This window comes from Streptomyces sp. MBT53, assembly GCF_016654115.1.
Lineage (GTDB): Bacteria > Actinomycetota > Actinomycetes > Streptomycetales > Streptomycetaceae > Streptomyces.
This window is the reverse complement of the sequence record NZ_JAEQAZ010000011.1, coordinates 1-22542: the sequence shown is the minus strand read 5'-3', so window position 1 is coordinate 22542 and position 22542 is coordinate 1. Positions and strand designations below refer to the sequence as shown.

General features: G+C 70.3%; 23 protein-coding genes. 12 read left to right on the top strand and 11 right to left on the bottom strand.

Annotation, left to right across the window (positions count from 1 at the left end):
* The first annotated feature begins 118 nt into the window (after positions 1–118).
* Positions 119–1129, top strand: coding sequence for a polyprenyl synthetase family protein (locus JHN45_RS06395; RefSeq protein ID WP_200711648.1), 1011 nt, complete (start codon positions 119–121; stop codon positions 1127–1129).
* 6 nt (positions 1130–1135) lie between these two features.
* On the opposite strand, the gene JHN45_RS06390 is transcribed toward JHN45_RS06395, so the two are convergent.
* The gene (locus tag JHN45_RS06390; RefSeq protein ID WP_200711647.1) at positions 1136–1666 is read right to left on the bottom strand and encodes a hypothetical protein; all 531 of its coding nucleotides are present in this window, start codon (positions 1664–1666) and stop codon (positions 1136–1138) included.
* Between the two features lie 315 nt (positions 1667–1981).
* Between JHN45_RS06390 and JHN45_RS06385 the strand changes: the two genes are divergently transcribed.
* The 3 genes from JHN45_RS06385 to JHN45_RS06375 are packed head-to-tail and all read left to right on the top strand — an operon-like array spanning position 1982 to position 5118.
* Entirely contained in the window at positions 1982–3208 is a 1227-nt protein-coding gene (locus JHN45_RS06385) for an outer-membrane lipoprotein carrier protein LolA (RefSeq protein WP_200711646.1), read from the top strand.
* Between the two features lie 37 nt (positions 3209–3245).
* A complete protein-coding gene (locus tag JHN45_RS06380; RefSeq protein WP_200711645.1) occupies positions 3246–4223 on the top strand; it encodes an ABC transporter ATP-binding protein in 978 nt (325 codons plus the stop codon).
* The gene (locus JHN45_RS06375) at positions 4210–5118 is read left to right on the top strand and encodes an ABC transporter permease (protein ID WP_200711644.1); all 909 of its coding nucleotides are present in this window, start codon (positions 4210–4212) and stop codon (positions 5116–5118) included. The genes JHN45_RS06380 and JHN45_RS06375 overlap by 14 nt, the downstream gene beginning before the upstream one ends.
* Positions 5119–5139: 21 nt before the next feature.
* On the opposite strand, the gene JHN45_RS06370 is transcribed toward JHN45_RS06375, so the two are convergent.
* Positions 5140–5727: a flavodoxin family protein gene (locus JHN45_RS06370; protein WP_200711643.1), complete on the bottom strand. Its 588-nt coding sequence runs from the start codon at positions 5725–5727 to the stop codon at positions 5140–5142.
* Between the two features lie 62 nt (positions 5728–5789).
* On the bottom strand, positions 5790–6353 hold the full coding sequence (locus JHN45_RS06365; protein ID WP_200711642.1) for a hypothetical protein: 564 nt from the start codon (positions 6351–6353) through the stop codon (positions 5790–5792).
* Positions 6354–6560: 207 nt separating this feature from the next.
* On the opposite strand from JHN45_RS06365, the gene JHN45_RS06360 reads away from it, so the two are divergent.
* Entirely contained in the window at positions 6561–7916 is a 1356-nt protein-coding gene (locus tag JHN45_RS06360; RefSeq protein ID WP_201048346.1) for a tetratricopeptide repeat protein, read from the top strand.
* A 2-nt stretch (positions 7917–7918) separates the two neighbouring features.
* Here JHN45_RS06360 and JHN45_RS06355 read toward each other — a convergent pair whose 3' ends face one another.
* From JHN45_RS06355 to JHN45_RS06345, 3 genes are all read right to left on the bottom strand, one after another.
* Positions 7919–8407, bottom strand: coding sequence for a VOC family protein (locus JHN45_RS06355; RefSeq protein WP_201048345.1), 489 nt, complete (start codon positions 8405–8407; stop codon positions 7919–7921).
* Between the two features lie 59 nt (positions 8408–8466).
* On the bottom strand, positions 8467–9444 hold the full coding sequence (gene rarD / locus JHN45_RS06350) for an EamA family transporter RarD (RefSeq protein WP_200715800.1): 978 nt from the start codon (positions 9442–9444) through the stop codon (positions 8467–8469).
* 136 nt (positions 9445–9580) lie between these two features.
* On the bottom strand, positions 9581–10435 hold the full coding sequence (locus JHN45_RS06345) for an SDR family oxidoreductase (protein ID WP_200715799.1): 855 nt from the start codon (positions 10433–10435) through the stop codon (positions 9581–9583).
* 89 nt (positions 10436–10524) lie between these two features.
* Here JHN45_RS06345 and JHN45_RS06340 point away from each other — a divergent pair, with 89 nt between their 5' ends.
* The 3 genes from JHN45_RS06340 to JHN45_RS06330 all read left to right on the top strand — a co-directional run bounded on the left by JHN45_RS06340 (position 10525) and on the right by JHN45_RS06330 (position 12077).
* Positions 10525–10938: a helix-turn-helix domain-containing protein gene (locus JHN45_RS06340; RefSeq protein WP_236583429.1), complete on the top strand. Its 414-nt coding sequence runs from the start codon at positions 10525–10527 to the stop codon at positions 10936–10938.
* Between the two features lie 236 nt (positions 10939–11174).
* Entirely contained in the window at positions 11175–11735 is a 561-nt protein-coding gene (locus tag JHN45_RS06335; protein ID WP_201048344.1) for a DUF6082 family protein, read from the top strand.
* Between the two features lie 141 nt (positions 11736–11876).
* Complete coding sequence (locus JHN45_RS06330; RefSeq protein ID WP_201048367.1) at positions 11877–12077, top strand: hypothetical protein; 201 nt, start codon at positions 11877–11879, stop codon at positions 12075–12077.
* A gap of 63 nt (positions 12078–12140) precedes the next feature.
* On the opposite strand, the gene JHN45_RS06325 is transcribed toward JHN45_RS06330, so the two are convergent.
* From JHN45_RS06325 to JHN45_RS06315, 3 genes are all read right to left on the bottom strand, one after another.
* Positions 12141–13220 carry a 2-oxoacid:ferredoxin oxidoreductase subunit beta gene (locus JHN45_RS06325; RefSeq protein ID WP_201048343.1) on the bottom strand — a complete coding sequence of 360 codons (1080 nt, stop codon included), beginning with the start codon at positions 13218–13220 and terminating at the stop codon, positions 12141–12143.
* Complete coding sequence (locus JHN45_RS06320) at positions 13213–15150, bottom strand: 2-oxoacid:acceptor oxidoreductase subunit alpha (protein ID WP_201048342.1); 1938 nt, start codon at positions 15148–15150, stop codon at positions 13213–13215. Before JHN45_RS06320 ends, JHN45_RS06325 begins: the two co-directional genes overlap by 8 nt.
* A gap of 249 nt (positions 15151–15399) precedes the next feature.
* Entirely contained in the window at positions 15400–16059 is a 660-nt protein-coding gene (locus tag JHN45_RS06315; protein ID WP_026179104.1) for a response regulator transcription factor, read from the bottom strand.
* A 226-nt stretch (positions 16060–16285) separates the two neighbouring features.
* On the opposite strand from JHN45_RS06315, the gene JHN45_RS52815 reads away from it, so the two are divergent.
* On the top strand, positions 16286–17494 hold the full coding sequence (locus JHN45_RS52815) for a zinc-binding dehydrogenase (protein ID WP_236583428.1): 1209 nt from the start codon (positions 16286–16288) through the stop codon (positions 17492–17494).
* A gap of 55 nt (positions 17495–17549) precedes the next feature.
* Here JHN45_RS52815 and JHN45_RS06300 read toward each other — a convergent pair whose 3' ends face one another.
* Positions 17550–18884 carry a sensor histidine kinase gene (locus JHN45_RS06300; RefSeq protein WP_201048341.1) on the bottom strand — a complete coding sequence of 445 codons (1335 nt, stop codon included), beginning with the start codon at positions 18882–18884 and terminating at the stop codon, positions 17550–17552.
* A gap of 133 nt (positions 18885–19017) precedes the next feature.
* Entirely contained in the window at positions 19018–20235 is a 1218-nt protein-coding gene (locus JHN45_RS06295) for a sensor domain-containing protein (RefSeq protein ID WP_200716800.1), read from the bottom strand.
* 292 nt (positions 20236–20527) lie between these two features.
* On the opposite strand from JHN45_RS06295, the gene JHN45_RS06290 reads away from it, so the two are divergent.
* From JHN45_RS06290 to JHN45_RS06280, 3 genes are all read left to right on the top strand, one after another.
* Positions 20528–20974: an NADH-quinone oxidoreductase subunit A gene (locus JHN45_RS06290; protein ID WP_200716810.1), complete on the top strand. Its 447-nt coding sequence runs from the start codon at positions 20528–20530 to the stop codon at positions 20972–20974.
* Positions 20965–21642 (top strand): NADH-quinone oxidoreductase subunit B, encoded by a 678-nt coding sequence (locus JHN45_RS06285; protein WP_201048340.1) that lies wholly within the window; start codon positions 20965–20967, stop codon positions 21640–21642. The genes JHN45_RS06290 and JHN45_RS06285 overlap by 10 nt, the downstream gene beginning before the upstream one ends.
* Positions 21639–22542, top strand: a 904-nt coding sequence (locus JHN45_RS06280; RefSeq protein WP_236583427.1) for an NADH-quinone oxidoreductase subunit C, incomplete at its 3' end; no start/stop codon positions are given. The genes JHN45_RS06285 and JHN45_RS06280, both read left to right, overlap by 4 nt.

The following is a 22542-nucleotide window of genomic DNA, read 5'->3' as shown; positions in this document are numbered from 1 at the left end:
CTGTGGTGGGTGGCACCTGTGATCGAAAGCCGACCGGATACGCTGACTTGAGTGAAGGCAGCGACCTATCGACAATCCGTGTGACCGCCCAGGGACACCAGCAGACAGGAGACCCCTCGTGACCGTCGTCGGGCCGTTCGGGCTGAGCGTGCGGGACCAGGCTCTGGAAGCCGATGTCCAGGCCGGAATGGCGGCAGTCGAGGAGGGTCTGCTCGAAGCCACCAAGAGCGAGGTGCCCTTCATCACGGAGGCCGCCCAGCATCTCGTGCGCGCGGGCGGGAAGCGGTTCAGGCCGCTCCTCGTGATGCTCGCCGCACAGTTCGGCGATCCCTACGCGCCGGGGGTCGTCCCCTCCGCGGTCGTCGTCGAACTGACCCACCTCGCCACGCTCTACCACGACGACGTGATGGACGAGGCCGCCGTACGCCGGGGCGTGGAGAGCGCCAACACCCGCTGGGGCAACTCGGTCGCGGTCCTCACCGGCGACTTCCTCTTCGCGCGCGCGTCGCACACCCTGGCCGACCTCGGGCCCGAGGCGGTGCGCGTGCAGGCCGAGGCGTTCGAGCGGCTGGTCACCGGCCAGATCCTGGAGACCGCGGGACCCTCCGACGGGCGCGACCCTGTCGAGCACTACCTCGACGTGCTCGGCGGCAAGACCGGCTCCCTGGTCGCGGTCGCCTGCCGCTTCGGCGCGATGATGTCCGGCTGCGACGAGACCGTCGTCGACGTCCTCACCCAGTACGGCGAGCGGCTCGGCGTCGCCTTCCAGCTCGCCGACGACGTCCTGGACATCGCCTCCGACGGCCACGAGTCCGGCAAGACCCCCGGCACGGACCTGCGCGAGGGCATCCCCACCCTGCCGGTGCTACGGCTCCGGGAGCGCGCGGACCGCCTCGGTCTCGCCGAGGACATCGCCCTGTGCGAACTCCTCGACTCCGACCTCACGGACGACGACCGCCTCACCGAGGCCATCTCCCGGCTCCGCGACCACCCGGCCCTGGAGCAGGCCCGCCGCGACACCGTCCGCTACGCGGAGGACGCCCGCGCGGCCCTCGCCCCGCTCCCCGAGTGCGACGCCAAGGTCGCCCTCCTGGAGATGTGCGACGCGGTGGTGCACCGCGCGGGCTGAGCCCGTTCAGTAGCCGCTCCCTCCCGTGTTGCTTCCCGTGCTGCCGGAGGTGGTGGCCTTCGCTCCGGTGGGCGTCACCGCCCACCAGGTGCCGTCCACGCCCTGGCCGTAGGCCTCCTTGGGCTCGTCGTCCTTGGCGTACCGGTACAGGGGCCAGCCGGCCAGGGTGAGCTGGGCGGTCCCGTCGGAGCGCTTCACCGTCGAGACGAGCTTCTTGTCGATGCCCTTGACGGTGACGGAGCCCTTGACGGTCGCCGCGGGCCAGACCACGGCGCAGGTGCCGTAGCAGCTGACCTTCGTCGGGTGGACGGAGTCGGCGTCGAAGCGGTAGAGGACGTACCCCTTGCCGTCGGTCACGACGGTGCCCACCTTGCCGACCTTCGCGGTCATGAGGGTCGTCGACGTGGTGACCGCGGCCGGAGCGCCGGCCGAGCCGCTGTTTCCACTGCCGCCGCTGCTTCCGCATCCGGCGAGCGCGAGTGCCAGGATCGCGGCGCCCGTGGCCGCGTATCCGGTGAGGTGCTGGGTGGCGTGCATGGCGACCCCTTCGGTCGATGCGGTGTGCTGCCACCCATATGTACGGATTCAGGACGGTTTCTACTCGATACCGGTCAACTGCCCTGTGCGGGCGGCGTCTTCCCCCTAGGGGTTTCGAGGAGGCGACGCCTCCGTGTGTCATACCCCAGTCGTACGCGGAGTTGGCTCCCCGGTCTGACGCTTATCGCTCGCGGATTTGGTCAGATGGAGAACACGGAAATCACCACTCCTCACCGATTCGGGTGAGAATGGCGGCGCAGGGTGGGACGCGCAGAAGACGGACTGGCCGCCGCCGACGACGGAGGTAAGGCAGACATGGCACCGTACGAAACCGACGACAGCACGGACGCCGGAGAGCGCGACGAGCTCCGGTCCGGGCGGCGCAGGGCGGCGCGGTACATCGTCCCGGTCACCGTGGTGGGGGTGGCGGCGGCGACCATCGGACTGGTCCCGGCGCTCGCCGACTCCGGCGACCCGAATCTCCCGAAGATCACCGCACAGCAGCTCCTCGACAAGGTCGCCAAGTCGGACGTCGAGCAGCTGTCCGGCACGGTCAAGATCAGCACGGACCTGGGCCTGCCCGACCTCGGCGGCCTGGAGAGCAGCATGCTGTCCGGCGCCACCAAGTCCGGCGACGGCTCCTCCGCGGACCCGACCGGCAAGCTCACCGAGCTGGCCTCCGGCAGCCACACCCTGCGCGTCGCGGCCGACGGCCCCGACAAGCAGAAGGTCTCCCTCCTGGAAAACGCGGCGGAGTACAGCCTCATCCACAACGGCAAGGACGTCTGGGGCTACGACAGCCAGTCGAACGAGGTCTACCACGCCACGACCTCCGCCGACACGTCCAAGAGCGACGAGACCCGGGCCACGCCCAAGGGCCTCACCGACGAGGCGCTGAAGTCGGTCGACGACACCACCTCGGTCACCGTCGACGGCACCGAGCACGTCGCGGGCCGCGACGCCTACAAGCTGCTGATCAAGCCCAAGCAGTCCGGCACCACGGTCGGCACGATCAGCATCGCGGTGGACGCGAAGACCGGCCTGCCGCTCAAGTTCACGCTCACCCCGGCGAGCGGCGGCGCGGCCGTCGTCGACGTCGGCTTCACCCAGCTCAGCCTGGCCAAGCCGGCCGCCTCCACCTTCGACTTCAAGGTGCCCAAGGGCGCGAAGGTCACCACGGAGGACAGTGCGGAAAAGGCCGTCCCGGCTCCGAAGCACTCCACCGGTTCCGGCCCGTCCGACAAGGGCGACAAGTCGCTCAACAAGGGCGGCGAGGACCCGACGATCCTCGGCAAGGGCTGGAACTCCATCGCCGTCTTCGAGACCGGCGGCCAGGGCATCCCGACCGGCGGCTCCTCGTCCGGCGGCGGCGACCTCGGCGGCTTCCTCAGCTCGCTCGGCGACCAGGTGAAGGGCTCGTTCGGTTCGGGCACGGTCTACTCGACCCGGCTGATCAACGCCCTGGTCACCGACGACGGCAAGGTCTACGTCGGCGCGGTCACCAAGAGCGCGCTGGTGAAGGCGGCCGACGCGGCGAAGTAGGCAAGTACCTTGTGGAGCACGGGAATTGAGGGAGCCGATGGACGAACCGTCCGCTGCGGAGACGGAACAGACGGACGCGGGTGACGGCGGCATCATCGCCACCCGCGGCCTCACCAAGCGCTTCCGCGGCGGACAGCTCGCCGTGGACGGTCTCGACCTGACCGTCCCGGCGGGCAGCGTCTTCGGCTTCCTCGGTCCCAACGGCTCCGGCAAGACCACCACCATCCGCATGCTGATGGGCCTGATCGAACCCACCTCCGGCACGGCCCGCGTCCTCGGCCGCCCCATGCCGAGATCCGTCCGCACGGTCCTGCCGCACGTCGGCGCCCTGATCGAGGGCCCCGCCCTGTACGGCTTCCTCTCCGGCCGCGACAACCTCCTGCGCTACGACGCCGCCGACCCGACCGCCGACCCGCGCACCCGGCGGGACCGCGTCGCCGCCGCCCTCGACCGGGTCGGCCTGACCGCGGCCTCCGGCAAGAAGGCCAAGGCCTACTCCCTGGGCATGAAGCAGCGCCTCGGCCTCGCCTCCGCGCTGCTCCAGCCCCGCAAGCTGCTCGTCCTGGACGAGCCGACCAACGGCCTCGACCCGCAGGGGATGCGCGAAATCCGTTCCCTGATCCGGGAGTTGGCTTCCGACGGCACGACGGTCTTCCTCTCCTCCCACCTCCTGGACGAGATCGAGCAGGTCTGCACCCACGCGGCCGTGATGGCCCAGGGCAAGCTGATCACCCAGGGCTCGGTGGCCGAACTGGCGGCGGGGACGCGGGGCCGGCTGTTCGTCGCGACACCCGACACCGGAGACGCGGCACGGGTGCTGAAGGAACAGGGGCTGGCGGACGTGGTCGTGGCGGAGGAGCGGGTGACGGCGGAGCCGCCGGACCGTGAACTGGCCGAGGTGAACAAGGCGTTGGTGACCGCCGGGGTCCGCGTCCGCGGCTTCGGCGTCGAACGGGCCTCCCTGGAGGACGCGTTCGTGGCGCTCACGGGGGAGGGCTTCGATGTCGCAGGCTGAGGCCGAGACCGAGGTCAAGGCTGTGGGCGAGGCTCAAGTCGCGCGCAGGGTCAGCCCGTTGTGGACCTTCGGACTGCTGCGCAGCGAGCTGGTCACCACGTTCCGCCGCTGGCGCACCCTCGCCCTGCTCGGTGTCCTGGCCGCCGTGCCGATCCTGGTCGGCATCGCGGTCAAGCTGGAGACCCAGGACGGGGCGGGGCCCGGGCGCGGGGACGGCGGAGGAGGGCCGGCGTTCATCGCGCAGATCACCAACAACGGCCTGTTCCTGGTGTTCACCGCCCTGGCCGCGACCCTCCCGTTCTTCCTCCCCATGGCGATCGGGGTCGTCGCGGGCGACGCGATCGCCGGCGAGGCCAGCGGCGGCACCCTGCGCTACCTCTTGGTCGCCCCGGCGGGCCGCACCCGTCTGCTGCTCACCAAGTACGTGACGGTGATGACGTTCTGCCTGGTGGCGACCCTGGTCGTGGCGCTCTCGGCGCTCACGGTCGGGGCACTGCTGTTCCCCTTGGGCGACCTGACGACGATCTCCGGCACCCAGATCAGCTTCGCGGACGGCCTCGGCCGGGCGCTGTTGATCGCGCTGGTGGTCGCCGCCTCCCTCATCGGCGTGGCGGCCCTGGGGCTCTTCGTCTCGACGATGACGAGCAGCGGCATCGCGGCGATGGCGACGACCGTGGGCCTGCTGATCACCGTCCAGATCCTCGACCAGATCCCCCAACTGCACGCGCTCCAGCCGTACTTCTTCTCCCACTACTGGCTGTCCTTCGCCGACCTCATGCGCGACCCGGTCTACTGGGACGACCTGGTGAAGAACCTCGGCCTGCAGGTTCTCTACGCGGCCGTGTTCGGCTCGGCGGCCTGGGCGAGGTTCACGGCGAAGGACATCACGGCGTAGGCGTCACGGCACAGCGGCCGGTCAGTTCCCGGTCTCGTGCGGGAAGCGCGCGAGGGCCGCGTCCTGTGCGAAGAACGTCTTGGCGCGGGCCAGCGCCCGCTCGTCCTTCAGTACGTCGCCGCGTGCGCTGCCGTTGCCCAGCAGGACCCCGCCGAAGCGCATCTTCATGTACGCGGCCGAGTTGTTGAGCGTGCCGACCAGCGGATCGGCGACCACCTCTTCCTCCTCGGCGAGGACGGACACGCCCCACAGGGTGCGGCCGGCCATCGTCGCCCTGAAGTCGGCGCCGGGGACGCGCAGCCAGTCCGACCAGTAGTCCAGGTAGCGCTTGGTGAGGCCGGACAGGGAGTACCAGTAGACCGGCGAGGCGATCACGACGTCCGTCGCGGCGAGGGTGGCGTCGAGGAGCTGCCGTACGGTGTCGTCGCTGGGCGCGTGGACCACGCCGTCGTGCCGAATGTCCACGAAGTCGGGGAGCGGGTGCTCGGCGAGGCGTATCCACTCCTGCTCGACGTCCGGGGGCAGCTGCTCGGCGGCCCGGCGGGCGAGCAGCTCGGTGTTGCCGTCGGTGCGGGCGCTGCCCAGCACGAAGAGGAAACGGCGGGTCATGGGTCCCCCAGAGATAGTCGGCGCACGATTGTTATAGCCGTCTGCATTATATGCGCGCGCAATTACTTGTCCATGGGGTGGGGATGCGGGTGCGGGTGCGAGTGGGGGCGCCGGTCCGCTCCCGTGAGCCGGACGAGGGCCTCGGTCTCGCGGGGCGGCTCACCGCTCAGGTCGCCGAGCCGCCAGGCCTGCACCCAGGGCACCCGGTACACGTCGATCACCGACTCGATCGCCCTGACGTGCGCGGCGAGCTGACGCGGCAGCCGCCCCGGCGCGTCCGCGACGAGAACCACCGCGTCGAGATCCAGTCCCGCCGGCGCCACACCACGCCGGAACATCTCCACGGCCCGCGAGACGGACGCCAGCCCGGCCGCGTGCGTACGGGCGACGAACAGCACCGACGGCGGGTCCTCGGGCCCGGGCCAGTCGCGTCCGCAGTCCTGGCCGCCGTAGACCGTCGTGAGGGTGGTGACGCCGGCGCCGCCGTGGGTGGCGACCCAGGAGAAGCGGCGCGGGGAGGCGGGGATACTGGAGACGCGCTCGGGCGCCGGTGTGCCCGTGCGTGGACCGTCGTCCACCGGTCCACGGAGCCAGATCTCCGGCCCCCGCCGTCCACCTGTCTGCATGACCGAGCTCCTCCCTCGTGGCCCCCGCCGGATCCTCACGGCCTCCGAACGGGCGCGACGGGTCCGGGAACTCCTGGGACGAGGCTGTGACGTCGCGGTGACCTGAGAACCGGAAGGGAACGGCGAGACTCAACAGTACGCGTACGAACGGATCTTGACGCTGGGGAGCGCCGGCCGGCTCCCCGGCGCATGCGAGTGAGGGAACCGATGTCTCGACTCAGCCGCGAGAAGAAGCGGGAACAGAAGCGAGCGGCACGCTCGGCACCCGCGGCGTCACCCTTCGAGGTACGCGTCCCCGTGGACGGCCCGGGCGCGGGCGGCGCGTCGATCGGCGGCGTGCCGGTCACCGTGCCCCCCGGCGAGGAGATCCAGCAGGTCGTCCTGACCCACCTCCACCGCATCGCCACGGCCACCGGCCACCCCGTCCACGCCACGATCCACGACGACCGCATCGGTTACGTCGTCCCCCTCCAGATCGACCTCGACGGCTCCACGCACTTCACGGCGGAGCCGCGGGCGACGGGGGGCGCGGCAGGGGTGGGCGAGATCGCGGCGGCGCCCTCGGGTACGGGCGCTCCGGCGGGCTTTCCGCCGCCGCAGCCCGCGCTCCCGCCCGCACTCCCGCCCGCGCTTCCTGAGGACCGGCGGCCGGGCGGCGACCCGGCGACGCATCGGCTGCGGGCGGTGCCGGTGCCGGAGCACGAGGGAGGGGCGGCGGGGGAGGTGGTCCCGACGTTCCCGTTGCGGGCGGTGCCCGAGTCGGCGGGGGAGTCGGCGCCTACGTTCCCGCTGTCCGCCGTACCGGAGTCGGCAGGGACCGGCACACCGCTCGGCTCGGTCCAGGCCCCGACCGGGCAGTTCGGCCCGCCGCCGAGCATGGACGCGCCACCGCAGGCCATCCCCACGTCGTCCGCACCCAGTGCCAGTGCCAGTGCCAGTCCCAGCCTCGCGCCAGTGTCCGCACCCGTCCCCACCCCCGCTCCCATCCCCGACCTCGTACTCACCGCCCCCGAACCGGATCCCAAGCCGACGCCCGCCCGTGGGTTCGACGCGGTGGCCGAGGCCGTGCTCGGGGACGATCCGGTGGTGACCGCCGGAGAGGGCGTCGCGTTTCTCGCGGAACCGATGGCGCGGATCAACGAGGCCGTGAAGGCGGGGCGCATCGAAGAGGCGGCGGGGCTCGCGGAGCGGACCGTGGACGAGGCCGCCGGCGCCCTCGGGCCCGACCACCTCGAAGTGCTGCGGCTGCGCGAACTCACCGCCTACATCGCCTACTTGGCCGGTGACCCGGTCCGCTCCTTCCACCTCTCCCTCGACCTCGCCCACATCCGCCACCGCGCCCACGACGCGGAAGGCGCCTACGGCAGCGTCCAGAGCGCGGCCACCGCCTGGCGTGCCGTACGCGATCCCGGGCAGGGACTGTCCCTCGGCCGCGCCCTGCTCGACCTGTGGACCGAACTCGCCACCGAGGACGGCCCCGCCGTCGAGGACATCGAGCAACTGGAGTCCGCCCGCGCCCGCATGGGCCGCCTCACCGAACGCGCCCGCCGGGCCACCGACTAGGCCTACGACACGCAGAACTCGTTGCCCTCCGGGTCCGCCATCACCACCCACGCGCCGGCGGGCTCGGACACCTGGCGCAGCACGCTCGCGCCCAGCCCCGTCAGCCGTGCCACCTCGGCCTCCCGCCGTCCTTCCCCCGGATGCAGATCGATGTGCAGCCGGTTCTTGACGGTCTTCGCCTCCGGCACCCGCTGGAACAGCAGCCGCCGGCCGAGCCCGGTGCCGCGCTCCTTGTCGTACGGGTCGTCGGGATGCCGTACGGCTATCAGGTCGCGGAAGGCCGGGCGGCCGTGGAAGTCGACGGTCGCGGCGGCGGGCAACGCGCCCAGTTCCAGGAGCCGTTCGACGAGCGCGCTGTTGTCCTCGGCCTCGTAGCGCAGCGCGGCGGCCCAGAAGTCCGCCTGCGCGTGCGGGTCGGCGGCGTCGATGACTAGCTTCCAGTGGACGGGGGCCGGGGCGGGGGCGCCGGTCGGCTCGGGAATCTGTGTCATGCCATCCACTGTGGCACCCGGCACTGACAGTCGCCCCCGACCGGGGTGGGTCCGCCGGACTACGCCTCGACCGGGTCCACCGGGTTCGGGTCCCGCAGGACGGTGACCGCCGCTGCCGCCGCTGCGGCCCTCCCCCTCCGGGACGTGCGCCACGCGTCCGTCGTCAGCAGGACCAGGGCCAGCCACACCAGCGCGAAGCCCGCCCATCGTGCGGGTGGCATGGACTCGTGGAAGTAGAGGATGCCGAGCAGGAACTGGAACACCGGTGCCAGGTACTGGAGCAGGCCCAGCGTCGACAGCGGCACCCGGATCGCCGCGGCGCCGAAGCAGACGAGGGGGAGTGCGGTGACGATGCCGGTGGAGGCGAGCAGCGCGGCGTGCCCGGGGCCCTCCTGCGTGAACGTCGCCTCGCCGTGCGAGCCCAGCCACAGCAGATAGCCGAGCGCGGGCAGGAACTGGATCGCGGTCTCCGCCGCCAGCGACTCGATGCCGCCGAGGTTGACCTTCTTCTTCACCAGCCCGTAGGTCGCGAAGGAGAAGGCGAGGCAGAGGGAGATCCAGGGCGGCTGCCCGTAGCCGACGGTCAGCACGATCACGGCGGCGAGACCGACGCCGACCGCGGCCCACTGCGCCGGGCGCAGCCGTTCCTTCAGGAGCAGGACGCCGATCGCGATGGTGACGAGGGGGTTGATGAAGTAGCCGAGCGAGGCCTCGACGACATGGCCGCTGTTCACGGCCCAGATGTAGACGCCCCAGTTGACGGTGATGAAGCCCGCGGCGATCGCGACGAGCCCCAACTTGCGCGGCTGGCGCAGCAGTTCGCCGATCCAGGCCCAGCGCCGGACCACCAGCAGCGCCACGAGGACGAAGGCGAGCGACCACACCATCCGGTGGGCGAGGATCTCGGCGGCGCCGGCCGGCTTGAGCAGCGGCCAGAACAGCGGGACCAGTCCCCACATGCCGTATGCCGCGAAGCCGTTCAGCAGTCCTATGTGGTGCTGTTCGCCCTTCGGCCTCCCGCTCGGCTTCCCGCTCACGGGCCCCTCCTTCGCGCGCCTCGCCCCGGCCGCGTCGGTGCAGCCTGCACGAAGGTAGCGCCGAGCGCCCCCGTCTGTCATGCCCGTATCGCCATACGGTCATGACAGGCGGGGGCGCTCCCGTGCGCGGGTGGTGTCAGCCCTTGAGCGCGAGCGCGATCGACTCGGCGATCGGCGTGGTCGGACGGCCGGCGAGGCGGGACAGGTCACCGGTCGCGACGACCAGCTCGCCCTTCTCGATGGAGGCGTCGACACCGGCGAGGATCACGGCGAACGGCTCGGGCAGCCCGGCGCCGGTGAGGATGCCGACGAGAACCTCGCCGGGAACGTTGTTGTGCGCGATCTCCTTGCCGGTCTGCCGGCTCAGCTCGGCCGCGTACTCGGCGAAGCCCCAGGCCTCGTCGCCGCCCAGCTCGTACGTCTGGTTCTCGTGGCCCTCGCCGGTCAGTACGGCGGCGGCAGCAGCGGCGTAGTCGGCGCGGGAGGCGGAGGAGACGCGGCCGTCACCGGCGGCGTTCACGACGGCGCTGTGCTCCAGGACCGGGGCCAGCTGCTCGGTGTAGTTCTCGTTGTACCAGCCGTTGCGCAGCAGGGTGTACGGCAGACCGGAGGCGAGCAGGGCCTCCTCGGTGCCGCGGTGGTCGTCGGCGAGGGCGGCGGTGAGGGAGCCGGGGGCGCTGGTGTACGCGAGCAGCGCCACACCGGCGGCCTTGGCGGCGTTGATGACGACCTTGTGCTGCTCGACGCGGCCCTTGTCGAACTCGTTGCCGGAGATCAGCAGCACCTTGTCGCCGGCGGCGAAGACGGAGTCGAAGGTCTCGGGGGTGTTGTAGTCCGCGACCGCGATCTTCACTCCGCGCTCCGCGAAGTCGGCGGCCTTCTCCGGGGTGCGTACCACGGCGGTGACCTGGTCGGCCGGAACCTTCTCCAGCAGCTGTTCCACGACGAGGCGGCCGAGGTGTCCGGTGGCTCCGGTGACGACGATGCTCATGATGACAACTCCTTGTGGGGTGCGATGGCACTAACCCTAGGAGGTGCGCTAACTCTGCGAAAGTACCCACTTTGAAGTAAGGTACCGGCATGACAGTAAGCACCGAGGTGACGGGCAAGGTGGCGGCCGAGGCGGCGGGCAAGTACACCGTGGGCGCGGTGATGTGCCCGTACCGCCTGGTCCTGGAACACGTCACGTCCCGCTGGGGCGTCCTCGTCCTCATCGAGCTCCTCGACCGCCCGTACCGCTTCAGCGAACTCCGCCGGGCGATCGGCACCGTCAGCGAGAAGATGCTGACCCAGACCCTGCAGACACTTGAGCGAGACGGCCTCGTCCACCGCGACGCGAAGCCGGTCATCCCGCCCAGGGTCGACTACTCCCTGACCGACCTGGGCCGCGAGGCGGCCGAGCAGGTGCGGGGGCTGGCGCTGTGGGCGGAGGCACGGATGGGGGAGGTGGAGAAGGCGCGGGAGATGTACGACGCGGCAAAGGGGCGGGGCTGAGCAGGAACGATGCGGTGTGCCCCGGGCGACTTGGGGCATGTGCACGGCGCCAGGGGGCACACATGTGTCAGGGCGTTGGTCGACATGTGAGACCCAACCATCCATGCGCCCCCTCTCCGCCTCCCGCGCCGCCTTGAGTTCCCGGGCACGCTTGGGGTGGGGTGCGCGACTGCTGTACCCAGCCTGCGTTCCCCCTGGTCGGATCGCGGGCCGTCAGATCAGGGGGATGCCGTCACATGCCCACACGGAATTCGGCCGCGCGAAGTATCGGTTCTGCAATGGTGGCGGGGCTGGCCCGGCTGCGTTCTCCCTTCGCCCGCGGCACCCGGCGCAGGAATCAGGACGAGTTCTTCGCGGAACTTCTGCGGCAATTGGCGCGTATGACCGAGGAGGTGCACCGCGCCAACCTGATCCAGGAATACCGCATCGCCATGGAACAGATGGACCGGACGATCGACGACCCCTCGCTGGCCGATGCGCGGAGCACGCTGGGTGGGATCTCCGAGGCCAAGCGACGGCAGATGATCTTCGCCAACCGTCAGTACACGTCTCTCCTGCTGTCCTATCGCATAGGGACGTTCGACTGGAGAGAACTCCTCGGTCACCTGAGGATTCTCTGTAGGAATTCCCTTTTTGCGGAATATTGGGACCGAACGGGCGAGCATCGCAGAAGTCTTCCGGCGGACTCCCTGGAACGGCGGGTGGGTGAAGCCGTAGACAGCATTATGGAGGAACTCGCGGATGATCCAGATGAATGGTGGGTTGTGGGGCATTTAGGGGAGCCGCCATGCCCCTGACGTGCGGCATCACCACTCGATGTGATGTGGCACAATTAAAATGGCCGGATAAATATCCGTTCCGACCAAAAGAAGGCTCTCCGAGTGCTCAGCGAACATTCCGCAGCTGCTATCATCCGTCGCCTCGGAGACCCGCCCAGTATGCGAGGTAGTCACACCAACGAGACCTGCCCCGACGTATTCGAACTCAATGACGGAAGTTTTGCCGTTATTGGTACGGATCGCACCGAAGAACTCGATGCCCTTCTCCCGGCCGATGCGGCCCGGGCGGACTATGAGCGAATCGTCGTCATCACCCGTGACACATTGCTCCGCGCGAAGCGGGACATCCCCGACGCGTGACGTGAACGGACAAAGGGCCTGGGCGATATGCCCAGGCCCTCTCGCATGTCCGGAGCGGAACCGTCAGCCCACCACGGTCCAGGTGTCCCCGCCCGCCAGCAACGCAGCCAGGTCGCCCTTCCCGTTCTGCACGATCGCGGTGTCGAGTTGGTCGGCCATCTGTGTGTCGTAGACCGGTCGTTGTACGGATCGCAGGACGCCGATCGGGGTGTGGTGGAGGGTGTCGGGGTCGGCGAGGCGGGACAGGGCGAAGGCGGTGGTCGGGGACGTCGCGTGGGCGTCGTGGACCAGGATCTGGGACTCGTTGGACGGGGTCACGTCGACCACCTTCAGGTCGCCCGTCGTCGCGTCCCGGACCACACCCCGCGCGCCATCCGCGCCGAAGCGGATCGGCTGTCCGTGTTCGAGGCGGATCACCGCCTCCTCGGCCTGCTGGCGGTCCTTCAGCGCGTCGAAGGCGCCGTCGTTGAAGATGTTGCAGTTCTGGTAGATCTCGACCAGGGCCGTGCCGGGGTGGGCCGCCGCCTCGCGCAGGACCTGGGTCAGGTGCTTGCGGTCCGAGTCGATCGTGCGGGCGACGAAGGACGCCTCCGCGCCGATGGCCAGGGACACCGGGTTGAAGGGGGCGTCCAGGGAGCCCATCGGGGTCGACTTGGTGATCTTTCCGACCTCCGAGGTCGGCGAGTACTGGCCCTTCGTCAGGCCGTAGATCCGGTTGTTGAAGAGCAGGATCTTGAGGTTGACGTTGCGGCGCAGGGCGTGGATCAAGTGGTTTCCACCGATCGACAGCGCGTCGCCGTCGCCCGTGACCACCCAGACGCTCAGGTCCCGCCTGGACGAGGCGAGTCCGGTCGCGATCGCCGGCGCGCGGCCGTGGATGGAGTGCATGCCGTACGTGTTCATGTAGTACGGGAAGCGGGAGGAGCAGCCGATGCCGGAGACGAAGACGATGTTCTCCTTGGCGAGGCCCAGTTCCGGCATGAAACCCTGCACCGCCGCGAGGATCGCGTAGTCACCGCAGCCGGGGCACCAGCGCACTTCCTGATCGGACTTGAAGTCCTTCATGGACTGCACTGCCTCGGCCTTGGGGACGAGCGAAAGTGCCTCGATCGTGCCCGTGCCTTCCGTGGACGTCTCAGCCATCGATGGCCTCCTTGAGAGCCGTGGCGAGCTGCTCAGCCTTGAACGGCATGCCGTTCACCTGGTTGTACGAGTGCGCGTCCACCAGGTACTTCGCCCGGACGAGGGTGGCCAGCTGCCCGAGGTTCATTTCGGGGATCACCACTCTGTCGTAACGCTTCAGGACCGCGCCGAGATTCCGCGGGAAGGGGTTGAGGTGGCGCAGATGCGCCTGGGCGATCGACTCGCCGGAGGCGCGCAGGCGCCGTACCGCCGCCGTGATCGGGCCGAACGTGGAGCCCCAGCCGAGGACCAGCGTGTGTGCCTCGTGCGGGTCGTCGACCTCCAGATCCGGTACGTCGATGCCGTCGATCTTGGCCTGCCGGGTGCGGACCATGAAGTCGTGGTTGGCGGGGTCGTAGGAGATGTTGCCCGTGCCGTCCTGCTTCTCGATGCCGCCGATGCGGTGTTCCAGGCCGGGCGTGCCGGGGATCGCCCAGGGGCGGGCGAGGGTGTGCGGGTCGCGTTTGTAGGGCCAGAAGACCTCGGTGCCGTCGTCCAGGGTGTGGTTGGGGCCCTGGGCGAACTGGACGGTGAGGTCCGGGAGTTCGTCGATGTCGGGGATGCGCCAGGGCTCGGAGCCGTTGGCCAGGTAGCCGTCCGACAACAGGAACACCGGGGTGCGGTACGTCAGCGCGATCCGCGCCGCCTCGATCGCCGCGTCGAAGCAGTCGGCCGGTGTGCACGGGGCGACGATCGGGACCGGCGCCTCGCCGTTGCGCCCGAACATCGCCTGGAGCAGGTCGGCCTGTTCGGTCTTGGTCGGCAGGCCGGTGGAGGGGCCGCCGCGCTGGATGTCCAGGATGAGGAGCGGGAGTTCGAGGGAGACGGCGAGACCGATCGTCTCCGACTTGAGCGCCACACCCGGGCCACTCGTCGTCGTCACGGCGAGGGAGCCGCCGAAGGCCGCGCCCAGGGCCGCGCCGATGCCGGCGATCTCGTCCTCGGCCTGGAAGGTCCGTACGCCGAAGTTCTTGTGCCGGCTCAGCTCGTGCAGGATGTCGGAGGCCGGGGTGATGGGGTACGAGCCCAGGAACAGGGGGAGGTCCGCCTGTTGGGACGCGGCGACCAAGCCGTAGGACAGGGCGAGGTTCCCGGAGATGTTGCGGTAGGTGCCGGTCGGGAACGCGGTGGCGGCCGGGGCGACCTCGTAGGAGACCGCGAAGTCCTCCGTCGTCTCGCCGAAGTTCCAACCCGCCCTGAACGCCGCGATGTTGGCCGCCGCGATCTCGGGTTTCTTGGCGAACTTCGACTTGAGGAACTTCTCCGTGCCCTCGGTCGGCCGGTGGTACATCCACGAGAGCAGGCCCAGCGCGAACATGTTCTTGCTGCGCTCGGCCTCCTTGCGGGTGAGGCCGAAGTCCTTGAGCGCCTCCACGGTGAGGGTCGTGAGGGGGACGGGGTGGAGGCTGTAGCCGTCCAGCGAGCCGTCGTCGAGGGGCGAGGCGGAGTAACCCACCTTCTGCAGCGCCCGTTTGGTGAACTCGTCCGTGTTGACGATGATCTCCGCACCGCGCGGAACGTCACCGATGTTCGCCTTGAGGGCGGCCGGATTCATCGCGACCAGCACGTTGGGCGCGTCGCCCGGGGTCAGGATGTCGTGGTCGGCGAAATGCAGCTGGAACGACGAAACCCCCGGCAGGGTGCCTGCGGGGGCGCGGATCTCGGCCGGGAAGTTCGGCAGGGTGGAGAGGTCGTTCCCGAAGGAGGCCGTCTCCGAGGTGAAGCGGTCGCCGGTGAGCTGCATACCGTCACCCGAGTCACCGGCGAACCGGATGATCACCCGGTCCAGGCGCTGGACGTCCTTCACCCCCGCCGGTTTGCGTTGTTCCCCGACCAACGTGCCGTCGGCTCCGTCGGTCTGCTCCGCTGGGCTACTGACCTGGCTGGTCACTGAACTGGACCTCCTCTTCGAGGACGCTGTCCGGGCATGGTCGAACCGCCGACCCTCCCAGGATCAACCCTACGTCCGTAAGGGTCGCCTTCCTTGGGCCGTTCGCATGGTGGATACTGTTTTGAGACGGCCTGACAACCTGACTTGTCATGATTTCTCGCCCCCCGGCGCTTCCCTTGAAGACGCTCCTCATGCATTGTCCGGTTCTCGGCTCGACTAACGGCTGATGTCTGACACCGTGTCAGTTTGTCAGGAGTTGAGGTAGGTGAGGACGGCCAGAACACGCCGGTGATCCCCGTCACTCGGCGACAGCCCCAGCTTCAGGAAGATGTTGCTGACGTGCTTCTCGACCGCGCCGTCGCTCACCACCAGCTGCCGGGCTATCGCGGAGTTCGTCCGCCCCTCCGCCATCAGCCCCAGCACCTCGCGCTCCCGCGGGGTCAGCCGCACCAGCACGTCCTGCTTGCGGCTGCGCCCCAGCAACTGCGCGACCACCTCCGGGTCCAGCGCCGTACCCCCCGAGGCCACCCGCACCACCGCGTCGACGAACTCCCGCACCTCCGCCACCCGGTCCTTCAGCAGGTAGCCGACGCCGTGGGTGGAACCGGCCAGCAGTTCGGTGGCGTAGCGCTCCTCCACGTACTGCGACAGCACCAGCACGCCGAGACCGGGATGCGCCTTGCGCAGCTCCACCGCGGCCCGCACTCCCTCGTCGGTGTGCGTCGGCGGCATCCGCACGTCCGCCACCACCACGTCCGGCAACGCGCCCTGGTCGGCCAGCTCGGTGATCGTCTTGACCAGCGCGTCCCCGTCGCCGACCCCGGCCACCACGTCGTGCCCGCGGTCGGTCAGCAACCGGGTCAGGCCCTCCCTCAGCAGCACCGAATCCTCGGCGATGACCACCCGCACCCTGTCCTCCACGATGTTCGGCCCCCCATAGCCCGCCCTGCCCGTCCACGCGACAGGTCCAGCATTCCAGTATTCGGACCGCGGTGCGTCCGGGCGAGTGGAATTCGGACCGGGCGCGCCCCCCGGAGAGGGCCGGAATAGGGACAGGACATCTCAGGTTCCGGCTCTCCGCACGACCTGGTCCCGATCACCGGGCACCGGGTACCCGACACGGAGGGGTGGGCCCATGCGGGCGAGCGCGTTCAAGGAGACCGGCGGACCGGAGGTACTGCGCCTGGTGGACCTCCCCGACCCCGAACCGGGCCCCGGCGAGATCCTCATCCGCGTCGCCTACGCCGGCGTCAACTACGGCGAGATACAGCACCGCCTCGGCGACTTCGGCCAGCCCGCGGGCGAGACCGTCCCGGGCCTGGAGGCCTCCGGCCGGGTGACCGCACTGGGCGAGGGCGTGACGGAAGTCTCGATCGGCGACACGGTGACGGCGTACCTCCCGAACGGCGGAGGCTACGCGGAGTATGCGGTGGCTCCGGCTGTCTTTGCGTTCCCGCCGGCGGGCGACTTGGGCCGCCCGCTGCCGGTCGGCTTGGACCTCCCGCTGCCGGCTACCTCGACTCTCCCGCCGACGGACGGTCTCGACGGGCGTGTCGGTGATTCCGGTGGGGTGCGGGGTGGTTTCGCTCCGGGTGTCGGCGGTCCCGACCGGCTGCCGGACGGGCTCGACGGGCGTGTTGGTGATTCCGGCGGGCTGCAGGGCGGCTTCGTCCCGCGTGCAGGCGGGCTCGATCTGCGTACCGCCGGTGGTGCCGCGCTTGTCCTGACGACGGCCTACGGTGTGTTGGTCGGTGCGGCGCGGGTCGCGCCCGGTGACACGGTTCTCGTGCACGCCGCGGCCGGTGGTGTCGGGGGCGTGGCGGCGCAGCTCGCTCGGGCGCTGGGGGCCGGCCAGGTCTACGGCACCGTCAGTACGCCGGAGAAGGCGGAGTACGCCCGCCGTTCCTTCGGCTATGACGAGGTCTTCGTCCGGGAGGGTTTCCCGGAGGCGGTCCTCGCGGCCACTTCCGGCCGGGGCGTCGACATCGTCCTCGATCCGGTCGGCGGCCCCACCCGGCTGGCGAGCTTCGAGATCCTGGCCCCCTTCGGCCGTCTCGCGGTCTACGGCGAAGCGGCCCGCCACCCCGACCTCCAACTCCCCGTCCTCCCGATCTGGAAGCACAACCGCACCCTGACCGGCTACAACATCGGCGACCTCGCCCGCCGCGACCCGGCGACGGTACGCGCCCACGCGCTCAGCGCACTCGCACTGGCCGCCTCTGGTGCCGTACGGATCGATGTCACGGAGGAGTACGGGCTGGCGGACGCGGCGGAGGCGCACCGGGTGCTGGGGGAGGGGCGGAACCGGGGGAAGGTGGTGCTGGCGGTGGGTGATCCGGCGTAGGCGTGTGCCGTGGCCCGGGGACATCCCGGGGCCACGGCACGTTCGTGGGCGGCGGTCAGCCTCGCCAGGGCAGTTCCGCCGTGATCCGGGTCGGTCCGCCCGCCGGTGAGTCGACCACCAGGATTCCGTCCACCGCGTCCAGTCGACCGGCGAGACCGGCCAGCCCGGAACCGCCGGAGGCATCCGCGCCGCCCACTCCGTTGTCCACGACCTGGAGCATGAGGCGGTTCTCCACCCGCCACACGTCCACCGCCGCCCACGTGGCCTGCGCGTGCTTGCTGATGTTCTGCAGCAGTTCGGAGACGGTGAAGTAGGCGATGCCTTCGATGGCGGCGGCCGGTCGTGACGGCAGGTCCACGTCCACCTTGACCGGCACCGTGCAGCGCGTGGCGACGGAGGAGAGGGCGGCGTCGAGTCCTCGGTCGGTGAGGACGGCGGGATGGATCCCGCGCGCCAGGTCCCGCAGCTCCTGCAACGCCGTCTTCACCTCGCCGTGCGCCTCGCCCACCATCCGGGCCGCCGCCTGCGGGTCCTCCGTCAGCTTCTCCTTCGCCAGCCCGAGATCCATGGCCAGCGCCACCAGCCGGGCCTGTGCCCCGTCGTGCAGGTCGCGCTCGATCCGCCGCAGATCCGCCGCCGCCGTGTCGACCACGACACCCCGGTCCGACTCCAGCTCGACGACCCGCGTCGCGAGCTTCGACGGTCCGAGCAGCCCGTGCACCATCACCCGGTCCACCATCGTCAGCGCCCGTACGATCCACGGCGTGGCCAGCGTGAACAACAGTCCCACCAGCGCGGTGACCGTGATCTCGAAGGGGTTGTCCAGATAGATCCGGTGGTGCTCGTCGCCGTAGAGCTGAAGGCCGCCCCCACCGCCGTACATCGGGAAGAGCCAGAACCACAGCGGGTAGGTCAGCAGGGCCCAGCCGTAGGCCCAGAAGTTGAGGGCGACGACGAAGGAGAAGACCGCCCACGGGAAGTGCAGCACCGCGTACAGGAGATGGCGCCAGGATGTTCCGGACTTGAGGACGGCGCCCATCCAGGCCATCGGGCCGTTCTTCCTCATCCGCAGCGGCTCGGGGTCGGCGACGTCCAGGTCGAGCAGGCGGCGGGCCCGCGCCCGTTCCAGCGCGCCGAAGCCGCGGCAGCCGGCCAGGGCTCCGGCCAGGACCGGTACGCCGAGGAACGTGATCAGCAGGCCCGCGCCCAGCGACACCATCGTGATCGCGTAGGTGAAGAGCATGATGCTGATCGGCAGGCTCAGCAGGACGTATCCGAACTCGCGCCAGCTGCGCGCCGCCAACGGTGCGCGCAGCGCGGTCGGCAGCCGGCGCCCCTCTTTGGCCGCCCTCCCGTGCATTCCGTACCCCTGCTCGTACTCCGTGGCCATTGACGTCGTCCCGTTCTACTCGTTCCGGCAACCGTGCTGCTGTATCTCCAGACTGCTCGGCCGCAGGTCCACGGGCCATGGAGTCCGTCGGCGTCCTCGGAGGGGGGTTTTCCCTACCCTCCCGCTTTCTCCCTCAGCCCCGGCGCGGTTCGGCGGTCCGCTCGCGCCAGGGCAGCTCCGCGGTGACCGTCGTGGGGCCGCCGGGCGGGGAGTCGAGGACGAACAGGCCGTCCACGGCGCCCAGTCGGTCGGCGAGACCGCGCATGCCCGTGCCGCCGTCGAGGCGCGCGCCGCCGCGGCCGTCGTCCCACACCTGGACCAGCAGCCGGTCGTCCGTCCGCCACACGTCCACCGACGCGGTACGGGCGCCACTGTGCTTGCTGATGTTCTGCAGCAGCTCGGAGACGGTGAAGTAGGCGATGCCCTCGATGGCGGCGGCCGGTCGTGACGGCAGGTCCACGTCCACCTTCACCGGCACCGTGCAGCGCGAGGCGACGGAGGAGAGGGCGGCGTCGAGTCCGCGGTCGGTGAGGACGGCGGGATGGATCCCGCGCGCCAGGTCCCGCAGCTCCTGCAACGCGAGCTTCACCTCGCCGTGTGCCTCGTCGACCATCGCGGCGACATGTTCGTCGGCCTGCCCCTCCAGCAGCTTCTCCTTGGCCAGGCCGAGCCCCATGGCCAGATTCACCAGCCGGGCCTGTGCCCCGTCGTGCAGATCGCGCTCGATCCGCCGCAGATCCGCCGCCGCCGTGTCGACCACGACACCCCGGTCCGACTCCAACTCGGCGATACGGCGCTCCAGTTCGTCGGAGGGCGAGAGGAGACCGCGCACCATCGCCCGGTCCACGTTCGACAGCCCCCGCGCGATGAACGGCAGCACCGGCCACAGCACGAACAACGAGGTCAACGTGATCGTGAAGGTGGCGATACCCCACGGCAACCGCATCCCGTCGTACAGCACCGTCCGCCAGCCCACCGGGTCCTTCAGCGCCATCCACACCCGCTGCACCAGCCCGCCCCCCTTGCGCAACGGCAACGGGGTCGGCTCCTCGATCCGCACCCCGAGCAGCCGCCGGGCCCGGCGTCGCTCGAACTTCCCGATCAGCCGCGCGCCCATCAACCCCAGCGCGAGCAACGGGAACCCGACCACGGTGACGGTCAGCCCACCGCTGACGGCCAGCATCGTCACCACATAGACGAAGCCGAACACCGACACCGGCAGATTCGTCAGGAGATGCGCGATCTCCTTCCAGGTGTGTCTGTCGTAGGCGAAGCGGGCCGGCGGCAACGGCTCGTCGAGCTTGTCGCCGTCGAATGCCGCCGGGTCGGCGTAGGGGATGCGTACGGTCATATGGGCCAGCGTGCCGCGCGGGCGGCCCCGGCGCCATGAGGTCGGCCGCCCCGGTTCCCTGGGGAAAACCCCACCATCGCCTCCATCTCATCATTCCGACCGGATCTCAAGCCGTGACGGGCTGCTTACCGCCCCTTTAACAGGGCCTAGACTCCCGTGCGTACACATCGTCGAACACAGAGTTCACATGGGTCACCGGGGCATCAGGGCATCGGAGCGGGCCCGTAGCGGACCTGTGGGGAACGGGCCGCAACGGGCCTGTGGGGAAGAGGAGGGGTCGGACTTGCGGGAGATGGTGCAGGGGACCTTGCCGGACGGCTTGCCGGCGACCTCGCCGGTCGCCCTCCGGGAACCGGCCGTGGTCGTCGCGGCGGACTACTTCCATTCCTACTCCGTCGTGGGACTGCTCACCGTCGTCGGCGTCCTCTTCGTCGCCGTGGCCTTCGGCGCCGGCCGCCTGCTGCGCCCGGTCGTCCCCACCCCCGAGAAACTCCTCACCTACGAGTGCGGCGTCGACCCCGTCGGCGAGGGCTGGGCCCACACCCAGGTCCGGTACTACGTCTACGCGTTCCTCTACGTCATCTTCGCCGTCGACTCGATCTTCCTCTTCCCCTGGGCCACGGTCTTCGCCGCCCCGGGCTACGGCGCGACCACCCTCGTCGAGATGTTCGTCTTCCTCGGCTTCCTCACCGTGGGCCTGCTGTACGCATACAAGAAGGGCGTCCTGACATGGACGTGACCCCCGAGTCCCGCGAGCCCGTACTGCTGCCGGAGCCGAAACGGCTGGGCACCCTCGCCCGCCTCGCCCCCGAGCCCATGAAGGTCGTCCTCAACTGGGGCCGCCGCTACTCCCTCTGGGTCTTCAACTTCGGCCTCGCCTGCTGCGCCATCGAGTTCATCGCCGCGTCCATGGCCCGCCACGACTTCATCCGCCTCGGCGTGATCCCCTTCGCCCCCGGCCCGCGCCAGGCCGACCTGATGGTCGTCTCCGGCACGGTCACCGACAAGATGGCCCCCGCCGTGAAGCGCCTCTACGAGCAGATGCCCGAGCCCAAGTACGTCATCTCCTTCGGTGCGTGCAGCAACTGCGGCGGCCCCTACTGGGACTCCTACTCCGTCACCAAGGGCGTCGACCAGATCATCCCGGTCGACGTCTACGTCCCCGGCTGCCCGCCCCGCCCCGAAGCCCTCCTCCAGGGCATCCTCAAACTCCAGGAGAAGATCGCCCGGGAGTCACTGGGGGAGCGGTACGGGGTCGCCGGCGCTCGGCCTTCGACGGCGGCACTGCAGAGCGGGTTGGTTGCGGCGCCGACGGCGGGGTCGGGGCCGGCGCCTGGTGAGGCGCAGGGGTCATCGGCTGCGGCTGCGGGTTCGTCCTCCGACCCGGCCTCGGGGGACGCCCGATGACCGCCGTCGGCTGGCTGCCCGCCCCCACCGAGGAACTCTTCGGTACGGAGGCCACCGCCGAGGAGTCCTACGACCTCCTCACGGTCGACGTACCACCCACCACCTGGCTCGCCGCCCTGCGTACCGCCCGCGACGACCTGGGCTGCACCTACTTCGACTGGCTGAGCGCGGTCGACGAACCCGGCACCGGCTTCCGCGTCTCGGCCCATGTCGTGGCGCTGTCACCGGTACGCCGACTCCTCGTCCGTACGACGGTCCCGCACGGGGCTCCGGTGCTCCCCACCGCCGTCGACGTCTACGCGGGCGCCGCCTGGCACGAACGCGAGACGCACGAAATGTTCGGCGTCGACTTCGAGGGCCACCCGGCCCTGGACCACCTCCTTCTCCCGGAAACCTTCGAAGGCCACCCCCTCCGCAAGGACTTCGTCCTGGCGGCCCGCGTCGCCAAGGCCTGGCCCGGCGCGAAGGAACCGGGCGAGTCCGACCACGGCGGCCCCAAACGCCGCCAGATGCTCCCGCCGGGCGTCCCCGACCCGAACGAGTGGGGCCCCCTGAAGGGCCAACTCCCACCGGCACCTGCCCGCCCCGCCCGAGGCGCCGCCCGAGCGGCGAGCGACCGGCCGGTGCGAGGAGAGGGCGGGGCTGGCGACCGCCCGGTCCGTGCGGCTGCGGGGGAGCGCCCAGCGAGGGCGGCCGGTGACCGTCCGGTGCGGCGCGCCCGTACGGCAGCGGAGGGCTCGGCGAGCCAGGCGACGCCGGCGTCGGCTTCGGCGACAGAGGGTGCGGTGCCGTCGGCTGAGGGGCAGGCGGCCGAGAGTGCCTCTGCGGCGCCGTCGACCGAGAGTGCCTCTGTGGTGCCGTCGACCGAGGGTGCCTCTGTGGTGCCGTCGACCGAGGGTG

Bases quoted from the DNA above. Each gene is read 5' to 3' on its own strand.
- JHN45_RS06375 (WP_200711644.1), top strand. From the start codon at position 4,210: ATGTCGCAGGCTGAGGCCGAGACCGAGGTCAAGGCTGTGGGCGAGGCT.
- JHN45_RS06355 (WP_201048345.1), bottom strand. From the start codon at position 8,407: ATGACACAGATTCCCGAGCCGACCGGCGCCCCCGCCCCGGCCCCCGTC.
- JHN45_RS06325 (WP_201048343.1), bottom strand. From the start codon at position 13,220: ATGGCTGAGACGTCCACGGAAGGCACGGGCACGATCGAGGCACTTTCG.
- JHN45_RS52815 (WP_236583428.1), top strand. From the start codon at position 16,286: ATGCGGGCGAGCGCGTTCAAGGAGACCGGCGGACCGGAGGTACTGCGC.
- JHN45_RS06295 (WP_200716800.1), bottom strand. From the start codon at position 20,235: ATGACCGTACGCATCCCCTACGCCGACCCGGCGGCATTCGACGGCGAC.
- JHN45_RS06285 (WP_201048340.1), top strand. From the start codon at position 20,965: ATGGACGTGACCCCCGAGTCCCGCGAGCCCGTACTGCTGCCGGAGCCG.
- JHN45_RS06300 (WP_201048341.1), bottom strand. From the start codon at position 18,884: ATGGCCACGGAGTACGAGCAGGGGTACGGAATGCACGGGAGGGCGGCC.
- JHN45_RS06365 (WP_200711642.1), bottom strand. From the start codon at position 6,353: ATGCAGACAGGTGGACGGCGGGGGCCGGAGATCTGGCTCCGTGGACCG.
- JHN45_RS06290 (WP_200716810.1), top strand. From the start codon at position 20,528: ATGGTGCAGGGGACCTTGCCGGACGGCTTGCCGGCGACCTCGCCGGTC.
- JHN45_RS06335 (WP_201048344.1), top strand. From the start codon at position 11,175: ATGCCCACACGGAATTCGGCCGCGCGAAGTATCGGTTCTGCAATGGTG.
- JHN45_RS06370 (WP_200711643.1), bottom strand. From the start codon at position 5,727: ATGACCCGCCGTTTCCTCTTCGTGCTGGGCAGCGCCCGCACCGACGGC.
- JHN45_RS06380 (WP_200711645.1), top strand. From the start codon at position 3,246: ATGGACGAACCGTCCGCTGCGGAGACGGAACAGACGGACGCGGGTGAC.
- JHN45_RS06340 (WP_236583429.1), top strand. From the start codon at position 10,525: ATGACAGTAAGCACCGAGGTGACGGGCAAGGTGGCGGCCGAGGCGGCG.
- JHN45_RS06330 (WP_201048367.1), top strand. From the start codon at position 11,877: ATGCGAGGTAGTCACACCAACGAGACCTGCCCCGACGTATTCGAACTC.
- JHN45_RS06345 (WP_200715799.1), bottom strand. From the start codon at position 10,435: ATGAGCATCGTCGTCACCGGAGCCACCGGACACCTCGGCCGCCTCGTC.
- JHN45_RS06390 (WP_200711647.1), bottom strand. From the start codon at position 1,666: ATGCACGCCACCCAGCACCTCACCGGATACGCGGCCACGGGCGCCGCG.
- JHN45_RS06360 (WP_201048346.1), top strand. From the start codon at position 6,561: ATGTCTCGACTCAGCCGCGAGAAGAAGCGGGAACAGAAGCGAGCGGCA.
- JHN45_RS06385 (WP_200711646.1), top strand. From the start codon at position 1,982: ATGGCACCGTACGAAACCGACGACAGCACGGACGCCGGAGAGCGCGAC.